Source organism: Natrialbaceae archaeon AArc-T1-2, assembly GCF_030273315.1.
Classification (GTDB): Archaea; Halobacteriota; Halobacteria; order Halobacteriales; family Natrialbaceae; genus Tc-Br11-E2g1.
Map to the genome: position 1 here is coordinate 1,749,196 of NZ_CP127174.1, position 15,625 is coordinate 1,764,820.

18 protein-coding genes are annotated in these 15,625 nt (G+C 63.5%); 12 read left to right on the forward strand and 6 right to left on the reverse strand.

Translation table 11 applies throughout. From position 1 onward, the window contains the following. The first annotated feature begins 3 nt into the window (after positions 1-3). Positions 4-849 carry an ATP-dependent sacrificial sulfur transferase LarE gene (larE, locus tag QQ977_RS09050; protein WP_285925382.1) on the forward strand — a complete coding sequence of 282 codons (846 nt, stop codon included), beginning with the start codon at positions 4-6 and terminating at the stop codon, positions 847-849. A gap of 156 nt (positions 850-1,005) precedes the next feature. After that, the gene (locus QQ977_RS09055; RefSeq protein ID WP_285925383.1) at positions 1,006-1,389 is read left to right on the forward strand and encodes a hypothetical protein; all 384 of its coding nucleotides are present in this window, start codon (positions 1,006-1,008) and stop codon (positions 1,387-1,389) included. Between the two features lie 9 nt (positions 1,390-1,398). Here the strand turns inward: QQ977_RS09055 and QQ977_RS09060 are convergent, their stop codons facing one another. Next, a complete protein-coding gene (locus QQ977_RS09060) occupies positions 1,399-2,370 on the reverse strand; it encodes a twin-arginine translocase subunit TatC (protein WP_285925384.1) in 972 nt (323 codons plus the stop codon). A gap of 149 nt (positions 2,371-2,519) precedes the next feature. Here QQ977_RS09060 and QQ977_RS09065 point away from each other — a divergent pair, with 149 nt between their 5' ends. Both QQ977_RS09065 and QQ977_RS09070 read left to right on the forward strand, forming a co-directional pair. After that, positions 2,520-4,865, forward strand: a complete 2,346-nt coding sequence (locus QQ977_RS09065) for a twin-arginine translocase subunit TatC (protein ID WP_285925385.1) — start codon at positions 2,520-2,522, stop codon at positions 4,863-4,865. A 41-nt stretch (positions 4,866-4,906) separates the two neighbouring features. After that, entirely contained in the window at positions 4,907-5,083 is a 177-nt protein-coding gene (locus tag QQ977_RS09070; protein ID WP_285925386.1) for a ribbon-helix-helix domain-containing protein, read from the forward strand. Here the strand turns inward: QQ977_RS09070 and QQ977_RS09075 are convergent. After that, positions 5,080-5,853: a 23S rRNA (uridine(2552)-2'-O)-methyltransferase gene (locus QQ977_RS09075; RefSeq protein ID WP_285925387.1), complete on the reverse strand. Its 774-nt coding sequence runs from the start codon at positions 5,851-5,853 to the stop codon at positions 5,080-5,082. The genes QQ977_RS09070 and QQ977_RS09075 overlap by 4 nt on opposite strands. Before the next feature lie 304 nt (positions 5,854-6,157). On the opposite strand from QQ977_RS09075, the gene QQ977_RS09080 reads away from it, so the two are divergent. The 4 genes from QQ977_RS09080 to QQ977_RS09095 all read left to right on the forward strand — a co-directional run bounded on the left by QQ977_RS09080 (position 6,158) and on the right by QQ977_RS09095 (position 8,786). Further along, positions 6,158-6,451 (forward strand): UPF0175 family protein, encoded by a 294-nt coding sequence (locus QQ977_RS09080; protein WP_285925389.1) that lies wholly within the window; start codon positions 6,158-6,160, stop codon positions 6,449-6,451. Next, positions 6,451-6,939, forward strand: coding sequence for a hypothetical protein (locus tag QQ977_RS09085; RefSeq protein ID WP_285925390.1), 489 nt, complete (start codon positions 6,451-6,453; stop codon positions 6,937-6,939). Before QQ977_RS09080 ends, QQ977_RS09085 begins: the two co-directional genes overlap by 1 nt. 391 nt (positions 6,940-7,330) lie before the next feature. Beyond that, positions 7,331-7,918, forward strand: coding sequence for a hypothetical protein (locus QQ977_RS09090; RefSeq protein WP_285925391.1), 588 nt, complete (start codon positions 7,331-7,333; stop codon positions 7,916-7,918). A 124-nt stretch (positions 7,919-8,042) separates the two neighbouring features. Then, on the forward strand, positions 8,043-8,786 hold the full coding sequence (locus tag QQ977_RS09095; protein ID WP_285925393.1) for a DNA polymerase sliding clamp: 744 nt from the start codon (positions 8,043-8,045) through the stop codon (positions 8,784-8,786). A 172-nt stretch (positions 8,787-8,958) separates the two neighbouring features. Here QQ977_RS09095 and QQ977_RS09100 read toward each other — a convergent pair whose 3' ends face one another. Then, a complete protein-coding gene (locus QQ977_RS09100) occupies positions 8,959-9,819 on the reverse strand; it encodes an alpha/beta fold hydrolase (RefSeq protein WP_285925395.1) in 861 nt (286 codons plus the stop codon). A gap of 146 nt (positions 9,820-9,965) precedes the next feature. Here QQ977_RS09100 and QQ977_RS09105 point away from each other — a divergent pair, with 146 nt between their 5' ends. Together QQ977_RS09105 and priL are read left to right on the forward strand one after the other, a co-directional pair. Beyond that, a complete protein-coding gene (locus QQ977_RS09105) occupies positions 9,966-10,376 on the forward strand; it encodes an SHOCT domain-containing protein (protein WP_285925396.1) in 411 nt (136 codons plus the stop codon). A gap of 68 nt (positions 10,377-10,444) precedes the next feature. After that, positions 10,445-11,512 (forward strand): DNA primase regulatory subunit PriL, encoded by a 1,068-nt coding sequence (priL, locus tag QQ977_RS09110; RefSeq protein ID WP_285925398.1) that lies wholly within the window; start codon positions 10,445-10,447, stop codon positions 11,510-11,512. Positions 11,513-11,660: 148 nt separating this feature from the next. Here the strand turns inward: priL and QQ977_RS09115 are convergent, their stop codons facing one another. Further along, on the reverse strand, positions 11,661-12,641 hold the full coding sequence (locus tag QQ977_RS09115; RefSeq protein ID WP_285925399.1) for a DMT family transporter: 981 nt from the start codon (positions 12,639-12,641) through the stop codon (positions 11,661-11,663). A 245-nt stretch (positions 12,642-12,886) separates the two neighbouring features. Here QQ977_RS09115 and QQ977_RS09120 point away from each other — a divergent pair, with 245 nt between their 5' ends. Further along, a complete protein-coding gene (locus tag QQ977_RS09120; RefSeq protein WP_285925401.1) occupies positions 12,887-13,681 on the forward strand; it encodes a helix-turn-helix transcriptional regulator in 795 nt (264 codons plus the stop codon). A gap of 117 nt (positions 13,682-13,798) precedes the next feature. Here the strand turns inward: QQ977_RS09120 and eif1A are convergent, their stop codons facing one another. Beyond that, entirely contained in the window at positions 13,799-14,089 is a 291-nt protein-coding gene (gene eif1A, locus QQ977_RS09125) for a translation initiation factor eIF-1A (RefSeq protein WP_285925403.1), read from the reverse strand. A 204-nt stretch (positions 14,090-14,293) separates the two neighbouring features. On the opposite strand from eif1A, the gene QQ977_RS09130 reads away from it, so the two are divergent. Then, positions 14,294-14,473, forward strand: coding sequence for a hypothetical protein (locus tag QQ977_RS09130; protein WP_285925404.1), 180 nt, complete (start codon positions 14,294-14,296; stop codon positions 14,471-14,473). A gap of 51 nt (positions 14,474-14,524) precedes the next feature. On the opposite strand, the gene QQ977_RS09135 is transcribed toward QQ977_RS09130, so the two are convergent. Next, the gene (locus QQ977_RS09135; RefSeq protein WP_285925405.1) at positions 14,525-15,580 is read right to left on the reverse strand and encodes a Leu/Phe/Val dehydrogenase; all 1,056 of its coding nucleotides are present in this window, start codon (positions 15,578-15,580) and stop codon (positions 14,525-14,527) included. Positions 15,581-15,625: the final 45 nt, after the last annotated feature.

Below are 15,625 nucleotides of genomic sequence, written 5' to 3' on the forward strand. Positions count from 1 at the left end.
CCTATGACCTCGGTCGAGGCAAAACTCGAGGCCGCCCGCGAGGACCTCGCGAGCCGCGACGGGGTCCTCGTCGCCTTCTCCGGCGGCGTCGACTCGAGCGTCGTCGCCGCGATCGCGGACGACGCACTCGGGGCCGACGCCGTCGCCTGTACCGCACGGAGTGAGACGCTGCCGGCGGCCGAACTCGAGGACGCGAGACGCGTCGCCGAGGAGATCGGCATCCGCCACGAGGTCGTCTCCTTCTCGGAGCTAGAAAGCGACGCATTCGTCGAAAACGACGACGAGCGCTGCTATCACTGCCGAACGATGCGACTCGGCGAGATGCTCGAGACCGCCCGCGAGCTCGGGATCGAGACGGTCTGTGACGGGACGAACGCCGACGACCCCGGCGCGGGCCACCGGCCCGGACTGCGGGCCGTCGACGAACTGGACGTCCACTCGCCGCTTCTGGCCCACGGGATCACCAAAGCCGAGGTTCGCGAGATTGCCGACCGCTACGACCTGTCGGTCGCCGAGAAGCCGTCGATGGCCTGTCTCTCTTCGCGTATTCCCACCGGCCTCGAGGTGACCGACGATCGGCTCACCCGCGTCGAACGCGCCGAGGCCGTGCTCCGGCAGTGGGGGTTCGACCAGTTCCGCGTCCGCGACCACGACGGCCTCGCCCGCATCGAGGTCGCCCCCGAGGAACTCGAGCGCGCCCTGACCCTCGAGTTCGCCGAACCCGTTCGCGAGGAGCTGTCCCGGCTCGGATTCGAACACGTCACGCTCGATTTACACGGCTACCGGACCGGCAGCGTCAGCCCGGGCGAGGACCCGGCGGAGATTGCCGACGGAACGCTCGAGGATTGACGGTCGGTCAGTTTCACGACCGGTGCTACCTGGATGGTGACTGAATGTACTATACAGTGCGTGAAATAATTACATACCTCATACAATAACCATTACTTGTGGAGAATATTGTACTATTGTGGGTGCTACTATACGTACGGCCGATACTAACTGTCGATGACGGGAGACCTTCCAGGTGCGTGGAGCCACGACCGAACCGACGTCTACAAGCCGACGCCCGACGCCACGACGCGACGATTTTTCACGTACGTCCACGACTCCGGCGACGTCTCGCTTCGAATCGCCCCGACGACTCTCGAGGTGACCGAGCGACCGGGGTACGAACTCGTCGTTACGAGCTATCCCGGCCTCGAGCTAGAGCGACGAGACGTCGTCAGGACGGTCACGACCGCTACGAGCTGTGACCGGCTCGCTCGAGAGTTTATGTCGCTTTTCGAGGGGGTCTACGACGGACCGGGCGACCTCGAGACGGCCGTCGCGTACGCGACCGAACACGTCCAGCCGTCGGCGGCCAACGACGCGATCGTCGTCGACGAGTAGTCGGACGCGTTACTCCCGCCCGGTCCACTTAAGCAGGAGGAGCGTCCCCTCGAACAGGAGAATCATGACGATCGCGACGATGACGGGTGCCATCATCGTCGGGTCGACGGTGAACATGAACGAGAGGCCGAAGAAGGCCGCCCAGAAGTACAGTCGTTTCTGGGCGAGCCAGCGTCTGGTCGTCACGCCCATCATGATCGCGAGCATGATAAAGAGCGGAATCTGGAAGACGATCGCGAGAAAGCCAGTCAGCGTGATGATCAGGTTGAACGTCTCGCCGAGTGCGTAGGCGATATCGGCGCTGCCCTCCGCGTAGAACGTGAAATACCGGAACAACACGGGCAGGACGAGGAAAAACGAAAAGAGCATTCCCATCCCCGCGAGGACGACGCTCGTCGGGACGGCTGCGAGGTAGTACTTTCGTTCGTTGGGATACAGCCCCGGCCGCATGAACAGGTAACACTCGTAGACGAACATCGGCAGGGCGGCCATGATCCCGAGCAGACCGGCGACTTTGATCCTGGTCAGCCACAGCTCGAGCGGGTGATAGACGTGCGGCGGCGGGACCTCTCCCGTCGGACCGGGGAAGATGTTCAGCCAGATGTATTCGATCGCCGGCGACGCCCCAAGGAGCCCGATCGCGGTCGCGGCGGCGCCGACGAGGAACACCCGGGCGAGGCGCATGATCATCTCCTCGATGTGATCCGCAAGCGGCATCTCCTGGTCGTCCGGCGGCGCCTCGATTCCGCCGACGTCGTCGTCGGGGTCGGGATACGACGGCTCCTCGCGTTCGTGTTCGGGCAGGTCGTCGACGACGCCGCCTTCGCCGTCGGTTTTCGCCTCTCGTGGCGGCTCTGACCCGTCGCTGGCGTTGGATGTAGAGTCGGCACTCTCACTTCCCGGAGCCGTTTCGTCGGAAGCCGATTCGCGTCGCTTTTCGGCCTCGCCGACGTCGACACCCTCGTCCGGCTCGTCCGCCATCTATCGAGAGATAGATAGGCCGCCGGTTATAGGCCTTTTTCTTACGTTCACCCGCCGACAGTGAGAAGCGACGAGCGGACGGCCGTCGCCTCGAGCGAATGCGCCCTCGAAAGGTTGATAACTGGCTGTAAGTTACCCTCGTACACTCAATGAGTTCTGCCGTCGACGAGGACACGGCCCGAGCTATCAACTCCGGTCGGGAGACGCTCGGGGCCATCTTCTCGAGTGCCCAGACGCACCTCCAGAAGGTCTTTATCGTCTTCGTGATCGGCTTCATCGGCTCGTTCTACGCGCTTCGAATCTGGATCTGGGACTTCCTCGAGGAGACGGCGAAAGCCGAGATGGGCCCCGAAGTGGCCGCCTCGACCGACCTCATCACCCGGACGCCGTTCGAGGTGATCCTCCTGCAGGCGAAGATCGGAATGCTCGTCGGGCTCGTCGTCGCCATCCCTGCCTTGCTTTATTTCTCGCGGGACGCGCTCCGTCGTCGCGGGTTCCAGTCTGCGATCCCGATCTCGCGACGGTACGTGGCTGGCTTCGTCGCGACCTCGCTCGTCCTCTTCTGGGGCGGCATCGTCTACGCCTACAGCATCTTCTTTCCGTACGCCTTCGACTTCCTCGCGTCGAACGCCGTGGCCGCTGGCGTCAAACCGAGTTTCGGGATCACGGAGTTCACCGAGTTCATCGCGTTGCTGACGCTGTCGTTCGGGCTGGCCGCCCAGCTTCCCTTGCTCATGGGCGTGCTCTCCTACACCGAGATCGTCCCCTACGAGACGTTCCGTGACAAGTGGCGTCATGCGATCGTCGGGATCACCGTCTTCGGTGCGCTCTTTTCGCCGCCGGATCCGTTTACGCTACTCATGTGGGCGATGCCGCTTGTCGCCCTCTACGTGTTCAGCCTCGGACTCGCAAAGCTCGTCACCAACATCCGCCGTCGCGGAGCGGCCGAAGGTCCCGGGAAAGGCACCGGACTCCTGAAAAAACGCGTTCTCCAGTTCGGCGGTGCGGTCGGCATCGTCTTCGCCGTCGCCTCGGCGTTCATCAACCAGGGCGGGCTCGACCTGCTTGAGGATGACGCCTATCCGCTTTTGCCCGAGTACCTCCAGCCCGGCGGCCCGACGACGCTCGAGGTCCTCGCCGTCGAACACGGCCTGCTAGGTGAGCTCGCTGGCGGACTGTTGGTCGCCATCGGCATCGGATTCGTCGTCTTGCTCGCGTACACCATCGCCGTCCTCCGAAGTCCGGTCTACCCGCGCGAGGAGGTGCTTCGCGCCGGCGATCCCGACGAGATCGACTTCGACGTCCTCGACGCGGCGGACGTCGAGAAAGTCTCGGCGCAGGTCTTCCTCGAGATGGAAGAGGAGACGGCCATGGAACACGCCCGCGAAGCGATGCACGCCGAGGATCGCGAGAAAGCCCAGGCGATTCTCGATCGCTACGACTCGCTGCACGCCGAGGCGGGCGGAGGCGACGGCGGAGACGGTTCGCCTTCGACCGCCGGCTCCGCGTCGGCGGCCACAGCGGACAGTGCCGGGGCCGGCGAGGAAGAAGAGGGCAGTTTCCTCTCGAGCACCGCCGCCGGGATGGTCGATCCGTTCACCGAGGAGGAGACGACCGAAGACGACATCGGCGGCTACGCCTACGATCTCGCGTTTATCCTCAACAGCCTCACCTCGAAGATGTTCCGCATCGTCGCGGTGTTCATGATCGTCCTCGGGGGATCCTTTTTCTGGCTCTACCAGGGTGGACTCGGCGACGTCCTCGAGTTGTTCCTCGATCGCGTGCCCGACGACGTCCTCTACCAGGTGGCGGTCCGCAACGAGGTCGACCCGGCTGGGATGGACCTCCAGAACCTCATCCAGCAGATGGACATCGTCATCGCGCTTCACCCAGTCGAGGTGTTGATCTTCATGGTGAAGGTGAGTACGATCGCCGCGATCGTCTCGATTCTGCCGATGGTGCTCTACTACGGCTGGCCCGCAGCCAAAGAACGCGGGCTGGTTCGTGGCGATCGACGCGTGTTCGTCGTCTGGGGCGGCACCTTGCTCGCCGGCTTCGCCGTGGGAACGTACCTCGGGTTCTTCTGGGTCGCTCCCGCCGTCATCTCCTATCTCGTCTCCGATGCGATCTCTAACGGGATGGTCGTCTCCTTCCGGATCCGGAGTTTCTTCTGGCTCGTGATATTCACCACTGTCGGCATCGGCTTCCTCTTTAACATGATCGTCACGATGGCGCTGTTTCACGCCGGCAACATCGTCTCCTACCGGACGATGCTGCGAGGCTGGCGGCCGATCGTCGTCGCCATCTTCACGGTCGCCGCCTTCGCCAGTCCGAAGGGCATCCTGACGATGATCGCACTCGCGACGCCGGTCGCGCTCACGTACCTGCTCGGACTGGCCGTCCTCTACGTACTCACCGGCGGCGGACGGCTGTTCGGCGGCGGTGGCGGGAGCGAGGCCGAGGTCGATCCGGACGGGACCGCCGCGACGGACTGATCGTCCGACGGCTTAAGGACCCCCCATCCGAACGCACCGGTATGCCGAAGATCAGCGTCGAAATCCCACAGGAACTGCTCGATGACCTCGACGAACACGTCGGCGACGACGGCAAGTACGTCAACCGCAGCGACGCTATTCGCGCATCGATACGGAAGAATCTCGATATCTTAGACGAGATCGACGAACGACACGGCCGCCTCGAGGACGAAGCTTAACCGTCGATCCGCTCGGCGAACCCGAAGTTCGGTTTGACGTCTTCGACGCGAACGCACACCTCGTCGCCGGGCTCGGTTCCGGAAACGAACAGCCGGTAGCCCTCGACGCTTGCGATCCCGTCGCCCTCGCTGCCGACGTCTTCGATCGCGACCTCGAGTTCGTCGCCGGGCCGGACCGGTGCGGTGAGTCGTCCCTTCCCGACGAAGTAGATCTCGGAGGATTCGTCCCGCGAGGCGTCGGGACTCGTGGCACGAACGTACTGGAACTCCTCGCCGACGTCCTCGCGAAACGCTTCGACGTCTGGACCCTGGAACACCTTCACGACGAAGTCGCCGCCGGACTCGAGTAGTTCCAAGGCTGTCTCGAACGCCTGGCGGGCCAGGTGCAGGGATCGGGCCTGATCGAGCGAGTACTCGCCGGACATGTTCGGGGCCATATCGGAGAGGACGACGTCGACCTCCCCGTCGGCGGCGTCGCTGATGCGGTCGCGGGTTCGCTCTTCGGTCATGTCACCGCGGACCGTCTCGACGTTGTCGTACTCTTCGAAGTCGTCGATTCGCTGGAGGTCGACCCCGATCACCGTACCGTCGGGCCCGACTTCCTCGGCGGCGACCTCGAGCCAGCCCCCCGGTGCGGCCCCGAGGTCGACGACGGTGTCGCCGCGGGAGAGGACGTTCTCGAGGTCGTCGAGCTGTTTGAGCTTGTAGGCCGCTCGGGAGCGATACCCCTCCTGTTTGGCCTTGTTGTAGTAGTGGTCTCGTCGTGTCATAGGTACCTCACCGAACTCCGTGAACCGTTCCGTGTGAAAACGGTCGGCCGATTTGTGTTCATACGGAATGAGACGCCCCCAGCTCGGAAAGGCACATCGGATAGTATCGGCAGCCGTCGGGCTCTACGAAGTCTCCCGTCACTAAGGGAAACGCAGACCCCGCGAACTCAGCGAGAGCGGGACTCTCGCCGAATCACGAAATCGACAGTTTTCGAACCACTTTACCTCGAGGCGATTCGCTATTCGAAGTGCTGGACGGGGCCCGTTACATCTATTGCGTATCGTAACGTAGTAGATCGTAACGATGAAAACAGTCACCACACGCATCCCGGAGGATGACGAGGAAGCTCTCGCCGAACTCGAGACGGAGTTGAGCGCCGATCGGTCGGAGGTGCTTCGCCGCCTGATCCGACAGGGTCTCTCCGACTGGCGCAAGGAGCAGGCACTCGACCAGCTCCGTGACCACCGCATTACGCTGCGGAAGGCGGCGGAGCTGGCGGACGTCCCGTACGTCGAGATGTTGTCCCTCGCCGCCGAAGAGGGGATCGACATCGGGTACACGACGGACGACCTCGAACGCGATCTCGATCGCGTCTAATGGTTGTCGTCGATTCCTCCGCGCTGATCCCGCTCGCATGGGTCGGTCGACTCGACCTCGTCTCGACTTCCTTTGACGATATTCGGACGACAGAAGAAGTTCGGGAGGAAGTCCTCACCGAAGGAAAGCGTGGTACCGCGACGCTCGACGAGTTTCTGGCGGACGTAGCTGTTCGTGGGATGCCGGACGCAGCCGACGAGGTAGCGTCGATGGAGGGGATTGCGGTGGCCGACGCGTCGGTGATCCTGCTGGCAGAGACTGACGAGGAGATTCTTCTCGCTAACGACAATGGACTGATCGAGGTTGCTCAGAGCCACGGCGTCGAGTGCTGGTGGGTGACGACGTTGTTGCTCAGATGTGCGAAAGAGGGTGACTTGACGGCGGAGGAGGTAACCGATATCCTCTACGACCTCGTGGACGAGGGAATGAACCTGCATCCGAAAGTCTACACACAGGTGCAAAAGAAGCTCCGAGAACTGGGGAATTGAACCAGAGTACGCGGTCGTATCGAGACGTGTTCAGTTAGTAGGTACAACAGACCGAGAAGAGTAGTTGTAGTAGTGATCCCGTCGTGTCAGGGGCACCTCACCGAGTTCCGTGATACGTATCGGCCGCGAGTCGCGGACGAATTCGCGTTCATACACGGTCTGACGCGGTCGACTCGGAAAGGCCCGTCGGATGTGAAACCGGCCGGCTCGAGGTACGAGCGGAGAGCGGCCGTGGTGCGATCTGCAAACTCGTCCGATCGTATGAACAGGTCGGGACCCCACACGACTTCGCCTCGTTCGGCCATTGCTTACGTATTTTCGAGGGTGACTTGTTATACTGTTAATTCAGTAGAGCCTATATTTCTCTACTCGAAATGCGTCAGTATTCAAGATGGAATCGAAGAATGACTCCACTGGAGAGCCAGCTCGGACCGCTCTATTAACGCAGTATCGAGAGGTCCGATCAGAATTAAGAGAGATTTTAGGACGGCTTCGACAACGAGCGCTCGCAGGGGTTGGTGTTGTCGGAGCGATTATTGGCTACGCACTCAGTACGGACACTCATTTATTACTGCTCACAATCCCGTTCCTTATTGGATATGTGTATGCAGCTAGCATCCATTCTGGAATAGTTATGATGTATTTAGCGAAACACGCCAGAGATATCGAGGATTCGATCACCGAAGACAAATTCTCATGGGAGAGTAAGTACGGTGGTATCTGGGAAGATACTGACCGAGATGTACCAGCGAACGATTCAGTTAATTGGAATGAGATACCAAAGTTCGCTGTTTACGGCTTTTTCATTGTCGGATACCTTGCTTCGATCGGAGTCGCATTGTTCATCGCAGCTACCGAGCTCGCGTCGGATCTGTTGATAGCATTTTGTATTCTCACGTATCTCATACTGACACTGATAGTGCTCGCTGTCACGTACTCGTATTATCAAGTCGCAGTAACCCTCAACGACAGAGTGTGACATCCTTCGCGCCATGGACGGTGGGGTTCTCTCGCTGAATCAGATAGACCTCGCCTCGGCTGCATCGTACGCGGTCGCGCACAAAGGGTGGCTTTTTATGCCGACCGTCCGTACCCCGACCCATATGTTCAAGGCCATCGTGAGCGCGGACACGCTCTCCAGCGCGCTCGATTCGGTCAGCGTGCTGGTCGACGAGTGCAAGATCCACCTCGAGGAAGAGGGCCTCGAGATTCGTGCCGTCGACCCCGCAAACGTCGGGATGGTCGACCTCTCGCTCGATGCGGCCGCGTTCGAATCGTACGAGGCCGACGGCGGGCTCATCGGCGTCGACCTCTCGCGACTCGAGGACATCGCGGGCATGGCCGAATCCGGCCAGCTCGTCCAGCTCGAACTCGACGAGGAGACCCGGAAACTCCACATCCAGATCGACGGCCTGGAGTACACCCTCGCGCTCATCGACCCGGACTCGATCCGACAGGAGCCGGACATCCCCGACCTCGACCTCCCTGCGGAGGTCGTCCTCGAGGGGAAAGACGTCAACCGGTCGGTGACGGCGGCGGACATGGTCTCCGATCACATCGCGTTGGGCGTCGACGAGGGCGAGGGATACTTCTACGTCGACGCGGAGGGTGATACCGACGACGTCCACTTAGAGCTCACCGCCGAGGACCTGATCGACATCCAGCTCGGGCCGGCACACTCGCTGTTTTCACTCGAGTATCTCAAGGACATGAACAAGGCAATTCCAGGTGACACCGAGGTGACGCTCGAACTCGGCGAGGAGTTCCCGATCAAGACACACTTCGGATTCGCCGAGGGACACGGTCAGGTCACGTACATGCTGGCACCGCGTATCCAGAGCGACTGATACGGATTGCTGTACCGATGTCCCGGTGCAACCGCAGAACGGTCGCGGTTGCGCCGGTAACGACTTCCGACCGAGTGATGCTGCAGGAGGGCACCGTTCACACACCGATCGCGCTCGAGACACCGTCAGCTGGTCGCTGACCGTCGTCCGGTCGTACGAAACGCGGCCCGGCTCACGTCTGTTCCGCGAGGAACGTTCGGATCGCCTCGTTGACCTGCGACGCGTCCTCGAGGAAACAGAAGTGTGATCCTCCCTCGACGCGCTCGAGGCGGGCGTTCGACAGTGTGTCCGCGAGCAGCGTCGCGTTCTCGAACGGAAGCACGCGATCGTCGGTCCCGTGAACCACGAGCGTCGGGACGCGGATTCGATGGAGGTGATCGGTCGCGTCGAAACTCGCCACGGCGGCCGCCTGGGCCGTGCGGGCGGGATCGGATGCGTCCTGCTCCAGTCGCCACTCGACGATCCGATCCATCAGGTGGGGGTTCCGGCTGGTGAACCGCTCGGTGAACGCGGGTCGTATCCGGTGACGGAGCCGTTCGCGTTCGGACGCATCCGCCGGTACGTCAGTGAACTGTGCTCGCGTCTCCTCGGGCACGGAAGCGACGTCGGGACCGCCTGCACTCGTCGACAGAAGCGAGAGGGTCTTCACACGGTCGTACTCGAGAGCGTACTGCTGGGCGATCATCCCGCCCATGCTCGCACCCACGAGGTGGGCCTCGGAGACGCCGGCGTCCTCGAGGACGGCCTCGAGGTCGGCGGCTAGCCCCGACATCGAGTAGCCGGCGAGTTTGAAGAGGAGAGGCGTTCGAATCCGTCCGGGAAGCGTTTTGACGACCGCCGAGAGGCCGTCCGCCGACCGCCCGGTTCCCCGGTTGTCCGGGGCGACGACCTCGTACGCGCCCCGAACCGCCTCGCGTTGCCATCGCCACATCCAGCGGCCATAACCCAGCCCCTGGACGAACGCGACCGGATCGCCGTCGCCCTCGTCGTGTTCGTAGTAGATCGACACGCCGTCGCTGTTCGCCCGTGGCATACGCCGAGTGACACGCTGCAGTCCCTTGAAATCGAGCGTCGCGCCGACGTTCGGACCCGACGCTTGTCCGGACTGTCGCGACCGACGAACAGTCCAAAATGGTCATACGAGTAAGGTATTTGCGCGCACCGATCCCACGTCTGGATATGACCCTGCGAACGATCGCACTCGCGACGCTGGCGGCGATCGGTCTGTTCGTCGTCTTGAGTGTCGTGTTGACGCTCGTCTCGATCGTCGTCGGCTTGCTCACCACGCTCGTCGTGACCGTCGTTGCGCTCGCCGTCCTCGTACTCGCCGCCGTCGGTCTCTACCGCATCGTCAGCTGGTCGCTGGACGGATCGTCGACCGGACGAGAACGCGACTCGAGTCGGGACGACGTCGGGACGGATGGTGACTCGCTTGAACAACTGCAGGACCGGTACGTCGAGGGTGGGCTCTCCGAAGCGGAGTACGAACGCGAACTCGAGCGCCTCATGGAGAACGACCCGGCCGGCCGGGACAGACTGGACCTGGATCGCGATCGCGACCTCGAGGACTCGTTCTCGAGCCGGAACTGACTCGCACAACCGGGAACGATCGTCGGCGACCGTCGCGCTTAACCCTTCCCAGCAGAATCCTACGAGCGATGCAGCGACTGCACGCCCGGTACCCGTTTCTCGAGGGAGCTCGCGAGGCCGTCGCCACGGAGGCCGTCGACCTCGCGACCGTCGTCGAGCGGGACGGGGCGGTCGTCGACAGGGCCTGTGAGCGGGTGCTGGCCGCCCTCGAAGACGGCGACACGGGCGAGCCACGGCGGGACGTCCGCACCGAGTTGCTCTCGTACCCGGTCGCGCGGGTGCTCGTCTCGCTGGTCGACGAACGAGTGCTCGTCCGCAAGTACGCCTGGGCGGAAGCCACCGTGGCGTACGACCGCATCACCGACGACCTCGAGGACACGACGGAGCTCAAAAGCGTCGCGTCAGCCGGCATCGACCTCGAGACGCTGCTCGCCGAGTTCGACCTCGAGGCGTCGGCCAGGGAGACGGGAGACGGCTACCGGATCGAGGACGCGACGTACCTGTCGCTTGCGGCTACCCTGCGAGACGACGAGTGGCGACTCGTCAATCGCGCACTCGCCAACGGCGAGGTTCCCGTCTCGGAGAGCGAACTCCTCGTCTTGCTCCGGGAGGCGATCCGCGGGCGCGTCGCGGACGGACTGCCCTTCGACGTCCCCGAGGCGATCGCGGCCGAACTCGAGGACGAGGTCGCGACGATCCGGGACGCGCTCGCGGACCTCGAGTTGACACGCGAGATCGACACCGTCGTTCCCGAGCTGTTCCCGCCGTGTATGAAGGCGCTGCTCGATGCCATCCAGCAGGGCGAACACCTGCCACATCACTCCCGATTTGCGATCACCGCGTTTCTCACCAGCATCGGGATGGATACCGACGAGATCGTCGAGCTCTACCGGGTCAACTCCGCGTTTGGCGAGGAAATGACTCGCTACCAGACCGACCACATCCGCGGGGAGACCTCGCCGACTGAGTACTCCGCCCCTTCGTGTGCGACGATGCAGTCCTACGGCGACTGTGTCAACAAAGACGATCGCTGTGAACGGATCGCCCATCCGATGGCCTACTACGAGAGCCGCCTCGACGAGACGGACGAAGACGACCTCGAGGACTGGCGGGAGGCGACGGCCGAGGATTCCTGATACTGTCGGTCATACAGACGTGAACGCGACGAGCGACACCAGATACACGTTCACCGGCCGGCTCACCCGGACGTCAATTTCCAGGTCCATGACCGACAGTATGACCGTCCGCGAACGCTTCGAGTGTCTTCGTCGACTGCGCCGACGCTCAATCGCTTTTGCACTCGAAGCCGCCGCTGTGGCCGTCCTCGCTGCTTGCCGGTATTCCGAGCCGACGCGAGCCGAGGCGGCGAAGCGCCGGTAGGAGCGTCTCGTGGCCGAGTACTGCGAAACCGAGGACGATCGTGGCGAAGCCGGCGACCGTGACGGCGGTGATCGACTCGCCGAGAAACAGCCAGCCCCCAAGCGCCGCGACGATCGGGCTGGCGTAGAAGGTCAGACTCGAGTGGATGACGCCGACGTCCTCGAGCAACGCGAAGTAGGCGATGTACGCGAGCGCGCCGGCGAAGACGGTGACGTAGGCAAGCGAGACGATCGCGGTCGTGGTCCACTCGATCGCCGCGACCGACTCGCCGGCGGCGGCACTCATCCCGTGAAGCAAGAGCGCACTTAGTGGCAGCCCCCACGCGACCCGGGCCGTACTCGAGATCGTCGACGGCGAGCGACGGATCAACACGGCTCCGAGTGCGGCGCTGAACGCGCCGATCAGGACGATGACCGCGCCACCCTCGAGCGTCGCCAGCAGGTTGCCGGGGTCGATCCCGACCACCATCCCGACGCCGGCCAGCCCGACGAGCGAGCCGACCGCGCCGACCGGGGAGAGCCGTTCGTCCGAGAGCAAGACGGCGGCGAGCACTGGCGAGAAAATGGGAACGAGGCTGAACGCGATCGCACCCACCGCGCTCGTCACGTAGCCCTGCCCGACGAACAGCAAGGCGTTCGCCAGCCCGATCGTCAACACGCCAGCGGCGACGATGCCGACGAGGTCGCCACGGGTCCGGGGAACGAACTCGTCGCCGATTGCGGTGTGGTAGGCGTACGCGAGCAACAGGATCGCCGCGAGGTCGAACCGGATCGCGACGAAAAGCAGCGGCGGGATGTACGCCTGGCCGGCCCTGGCGGCGACGAACGTGCCGCCGAAGAAGACACTCGCAAGCAGGAAGTAGGCGATCGTTCGCGTCCGGCTCATCGAGACGCCAACACCCCATCGTGGACGCCGGCCCCACTCCCGCAGGAGTGGACGATCGTCGTCGTTCCTGGTTCTATCATTACTGGATAGAACGTGCTGAACACACATAAGTTAATTCGGAAAATAATTCACGGTAAGAAATGTGGCGACGCCGTGACGAACGTTCGCGGATCGACACGCGACTCACGACGTGAAAGATATTCACGCTCCGTAACTCACTTTTCCGCCCGGCCGAAACGTCGACCATGGACCCCGCACTCGAGGAGGTCGAGTTTCTCGCTCGTTCTACGAACCGCGTCGAGGTGCTGGCAGCGCTTGCCGACCAGCCACGGACGCGGCGCGACCTCGAGTCGGTGACTGGAGCCTCACAGCCGACCCTCGGGCGGATCCTCCGGGACTTCGAGGATCGACGGTGGGTCGAGCGGACCGACGAGGGGTATACGGCGACGGCAACCGGTCGGCTCGTCGCCGAGGGGATCGTGGACTTACGCGAGACCGTCGAGACGGAGCTGAAACTCCGGGACGTGATCGAGTGGCTGCCGACGGCGGAGATGGACGTCGATCTGCGTCGGTTCCGGGACGCGACGATCACTGTCCCGACCGAGACGCGCCCGAGCGCGCCGGTCGGACGATCGCTCGAGCTCGTCCGGGACGCCGACTGCGTCCGGTCGGTCTCACACGCGTTCAACGATCGCAGCCTGGACCTACTGCGCCGGCGGACGACCGAGGGCGAGGCCACCTTCGAGGGCGTCTTCGCGGCAAGTGCGATCGAGGCGGTCACCGACGACGCGGTGCTCTGTCGGCGCTTCCGGGAGCTGGTCGACTCGGAGAACGCGACGATCCGGGTCTACGACGGCGCGGTCCCGCTCGCGGTGACGATCGCCGACGACGTCGTGAGCCTGCTCGTACGCGACGACGACGGCGTCCTCCAGGCGGCAGTGGACACCGACGACGAGGCGGTCCGTGAGTGGGCCCGGGAGACCCACGAGCGCTACTGGACCGATTCGCGGCCGCTCGAGGTGGCCGATCTCGAGGAGTGATCGCCCGAACGCGTCGCTCGACGTCGGAAAATCGGCGGCAAAACGGCGTGTCATACTGACTGCTGTACGTCCGTCCCGGGACAACCGCAAGACGGGACGGACGTACAGCAATCCGTATCAGTCGATGTGACCTTCGCGTCGCAGCTGGGCGGCGTCCTGACCGGTGTAGCGCCACTCGATGTTCGCTTTCTCGTCCTGGAAGTCCCACGGTTCGACGAGTACGACGTCGTCCTCGTTGATCCAGGTCCGGTACTTCATGCGGCCGGGGATCCGTCCCATTCGGTTCTTGCCGTCCTCGCAGCGGACGCGGACGTGGTTGCCGCCGTTGTGTTCGGTCACGACGGCGAAAAGCTCGTCGTCGGAGGGCATGCGGAGATTGCGACTCTCGCGTTCGGGTTCGTTACTCATACCACCACTACGAGCGATACACGTATAAGTTGTTGGAGACGAACGGTACCGCGTCACACACCTGCCGTCGGTGTGGATCATGAACTTTTATTATGGATGCGCGAATAGCAGGAGGTACAGATGTCGGTCGTACGCGTAGTAGGCTCGTGAACTTCTTGACAGGGCACCGTCCGACGAACGAACGACGATATCACGCGACCGACAATGAGCATCCGACACTCCCACACCCAGACCGAACCGACACCGACCCCCCAGTCTCCGACAGTCGCCGCCCGATCGGCGATCGACCGTGCACCCGTGACGTTTACCTATCACAACACCCAGCGGCTGCGAAACCTCATCGACGACCGGAACGAGGCGTTCGTCACGATCGAACTCGAGTGAGACGGTGTCTTCCCCGCCGTATCATACACAATACGTCCACGACCGACAGTATCACGTCTCCGCCGGAGACGGCGTCGGCTCGGTCGCAGTCTCGATCCGTTCTCTGGCGTAGGCATCGGCAGCGTCGAGGACCGTCGTCCCCCGGCCGTCGGCGCGTTCGATCAACGCGAGCAGTCGGTCGCCGATCCGGTCGGCCGCCTCGAGGGCGTCGGCTCTCGTGTCGCCTGCGTACTCGGTGGCGACGGTGATTAGCCCGCCGGCGTTTATCACGTAGTCGGGTGCGTACAGGATTCCCCGCTCGCGTAACGCCTCGGCGTGGCGACGCTCGGCGAGGACGTTGTTCGCCGCACCGGCGACGACGTCGCACTCGAGTCGTGGAATCGTCTCGTCGTCGACGACGCCACCGACGGCACACGGCGCGAAGACGTCACAGGGCTCGTCGTAGACGTCCCCGTGGGCGACCGCCTCGACGTCGCGGCCGTCGGTGAACGACGCGACAGCCGCCGGGTCGACGTCGCTTACTTTCACCGCCGCACCGGCCTCGAGCAGTCGCTTTGCGAGCCGGCTCCCGACCTTGCCGAGTCCCTGGACGAGCACGGTTCGATCGTCGAGACCGTCGCTTCCGTACGTGGCTTCGACGCACGCACGGATCCCGGCGACGACCCCGCGGGCGGTCACCGGCGAGGGATCGCCGAGGCCGTCGCTCGTTCCGACGACGTGGTCGGTCTCCTCGGCGACGACGTCCATGTCCGCGACGGTGGTGTTCACGTCGACGCTCGTGACGTACTGGCCGTCGAGTCGGTCGACGATCCGGCCGTACGCTCGCATCGTGGCCTCGTCTTTCGCGTCCGGCTCGGCGACGATTACCGCCTTTCCCCCGCCGAGGTCGAGTTCCGCCGCGGCCGCCTTGTAGGTCATCGCCCGCGAGAGTCGAAGGACGTCCTGCAGGGCTTCGTCTTCGGTCTCGTAGGGGAGCAACCGCGTCCCGCCCAGAGCTGGCCCGAGCGTCGTGTCGTGGATCGCGACGATCGCCCGCAGTCCGACGTCGTCCTCGAGGGCGTACGTCACCTGGTCGTGTCCGAACTCGGCCATCTCGCGGTGTACCATGTCGGACCATCTCACCTGGACGGACAAATATTCAATGTACCCTGT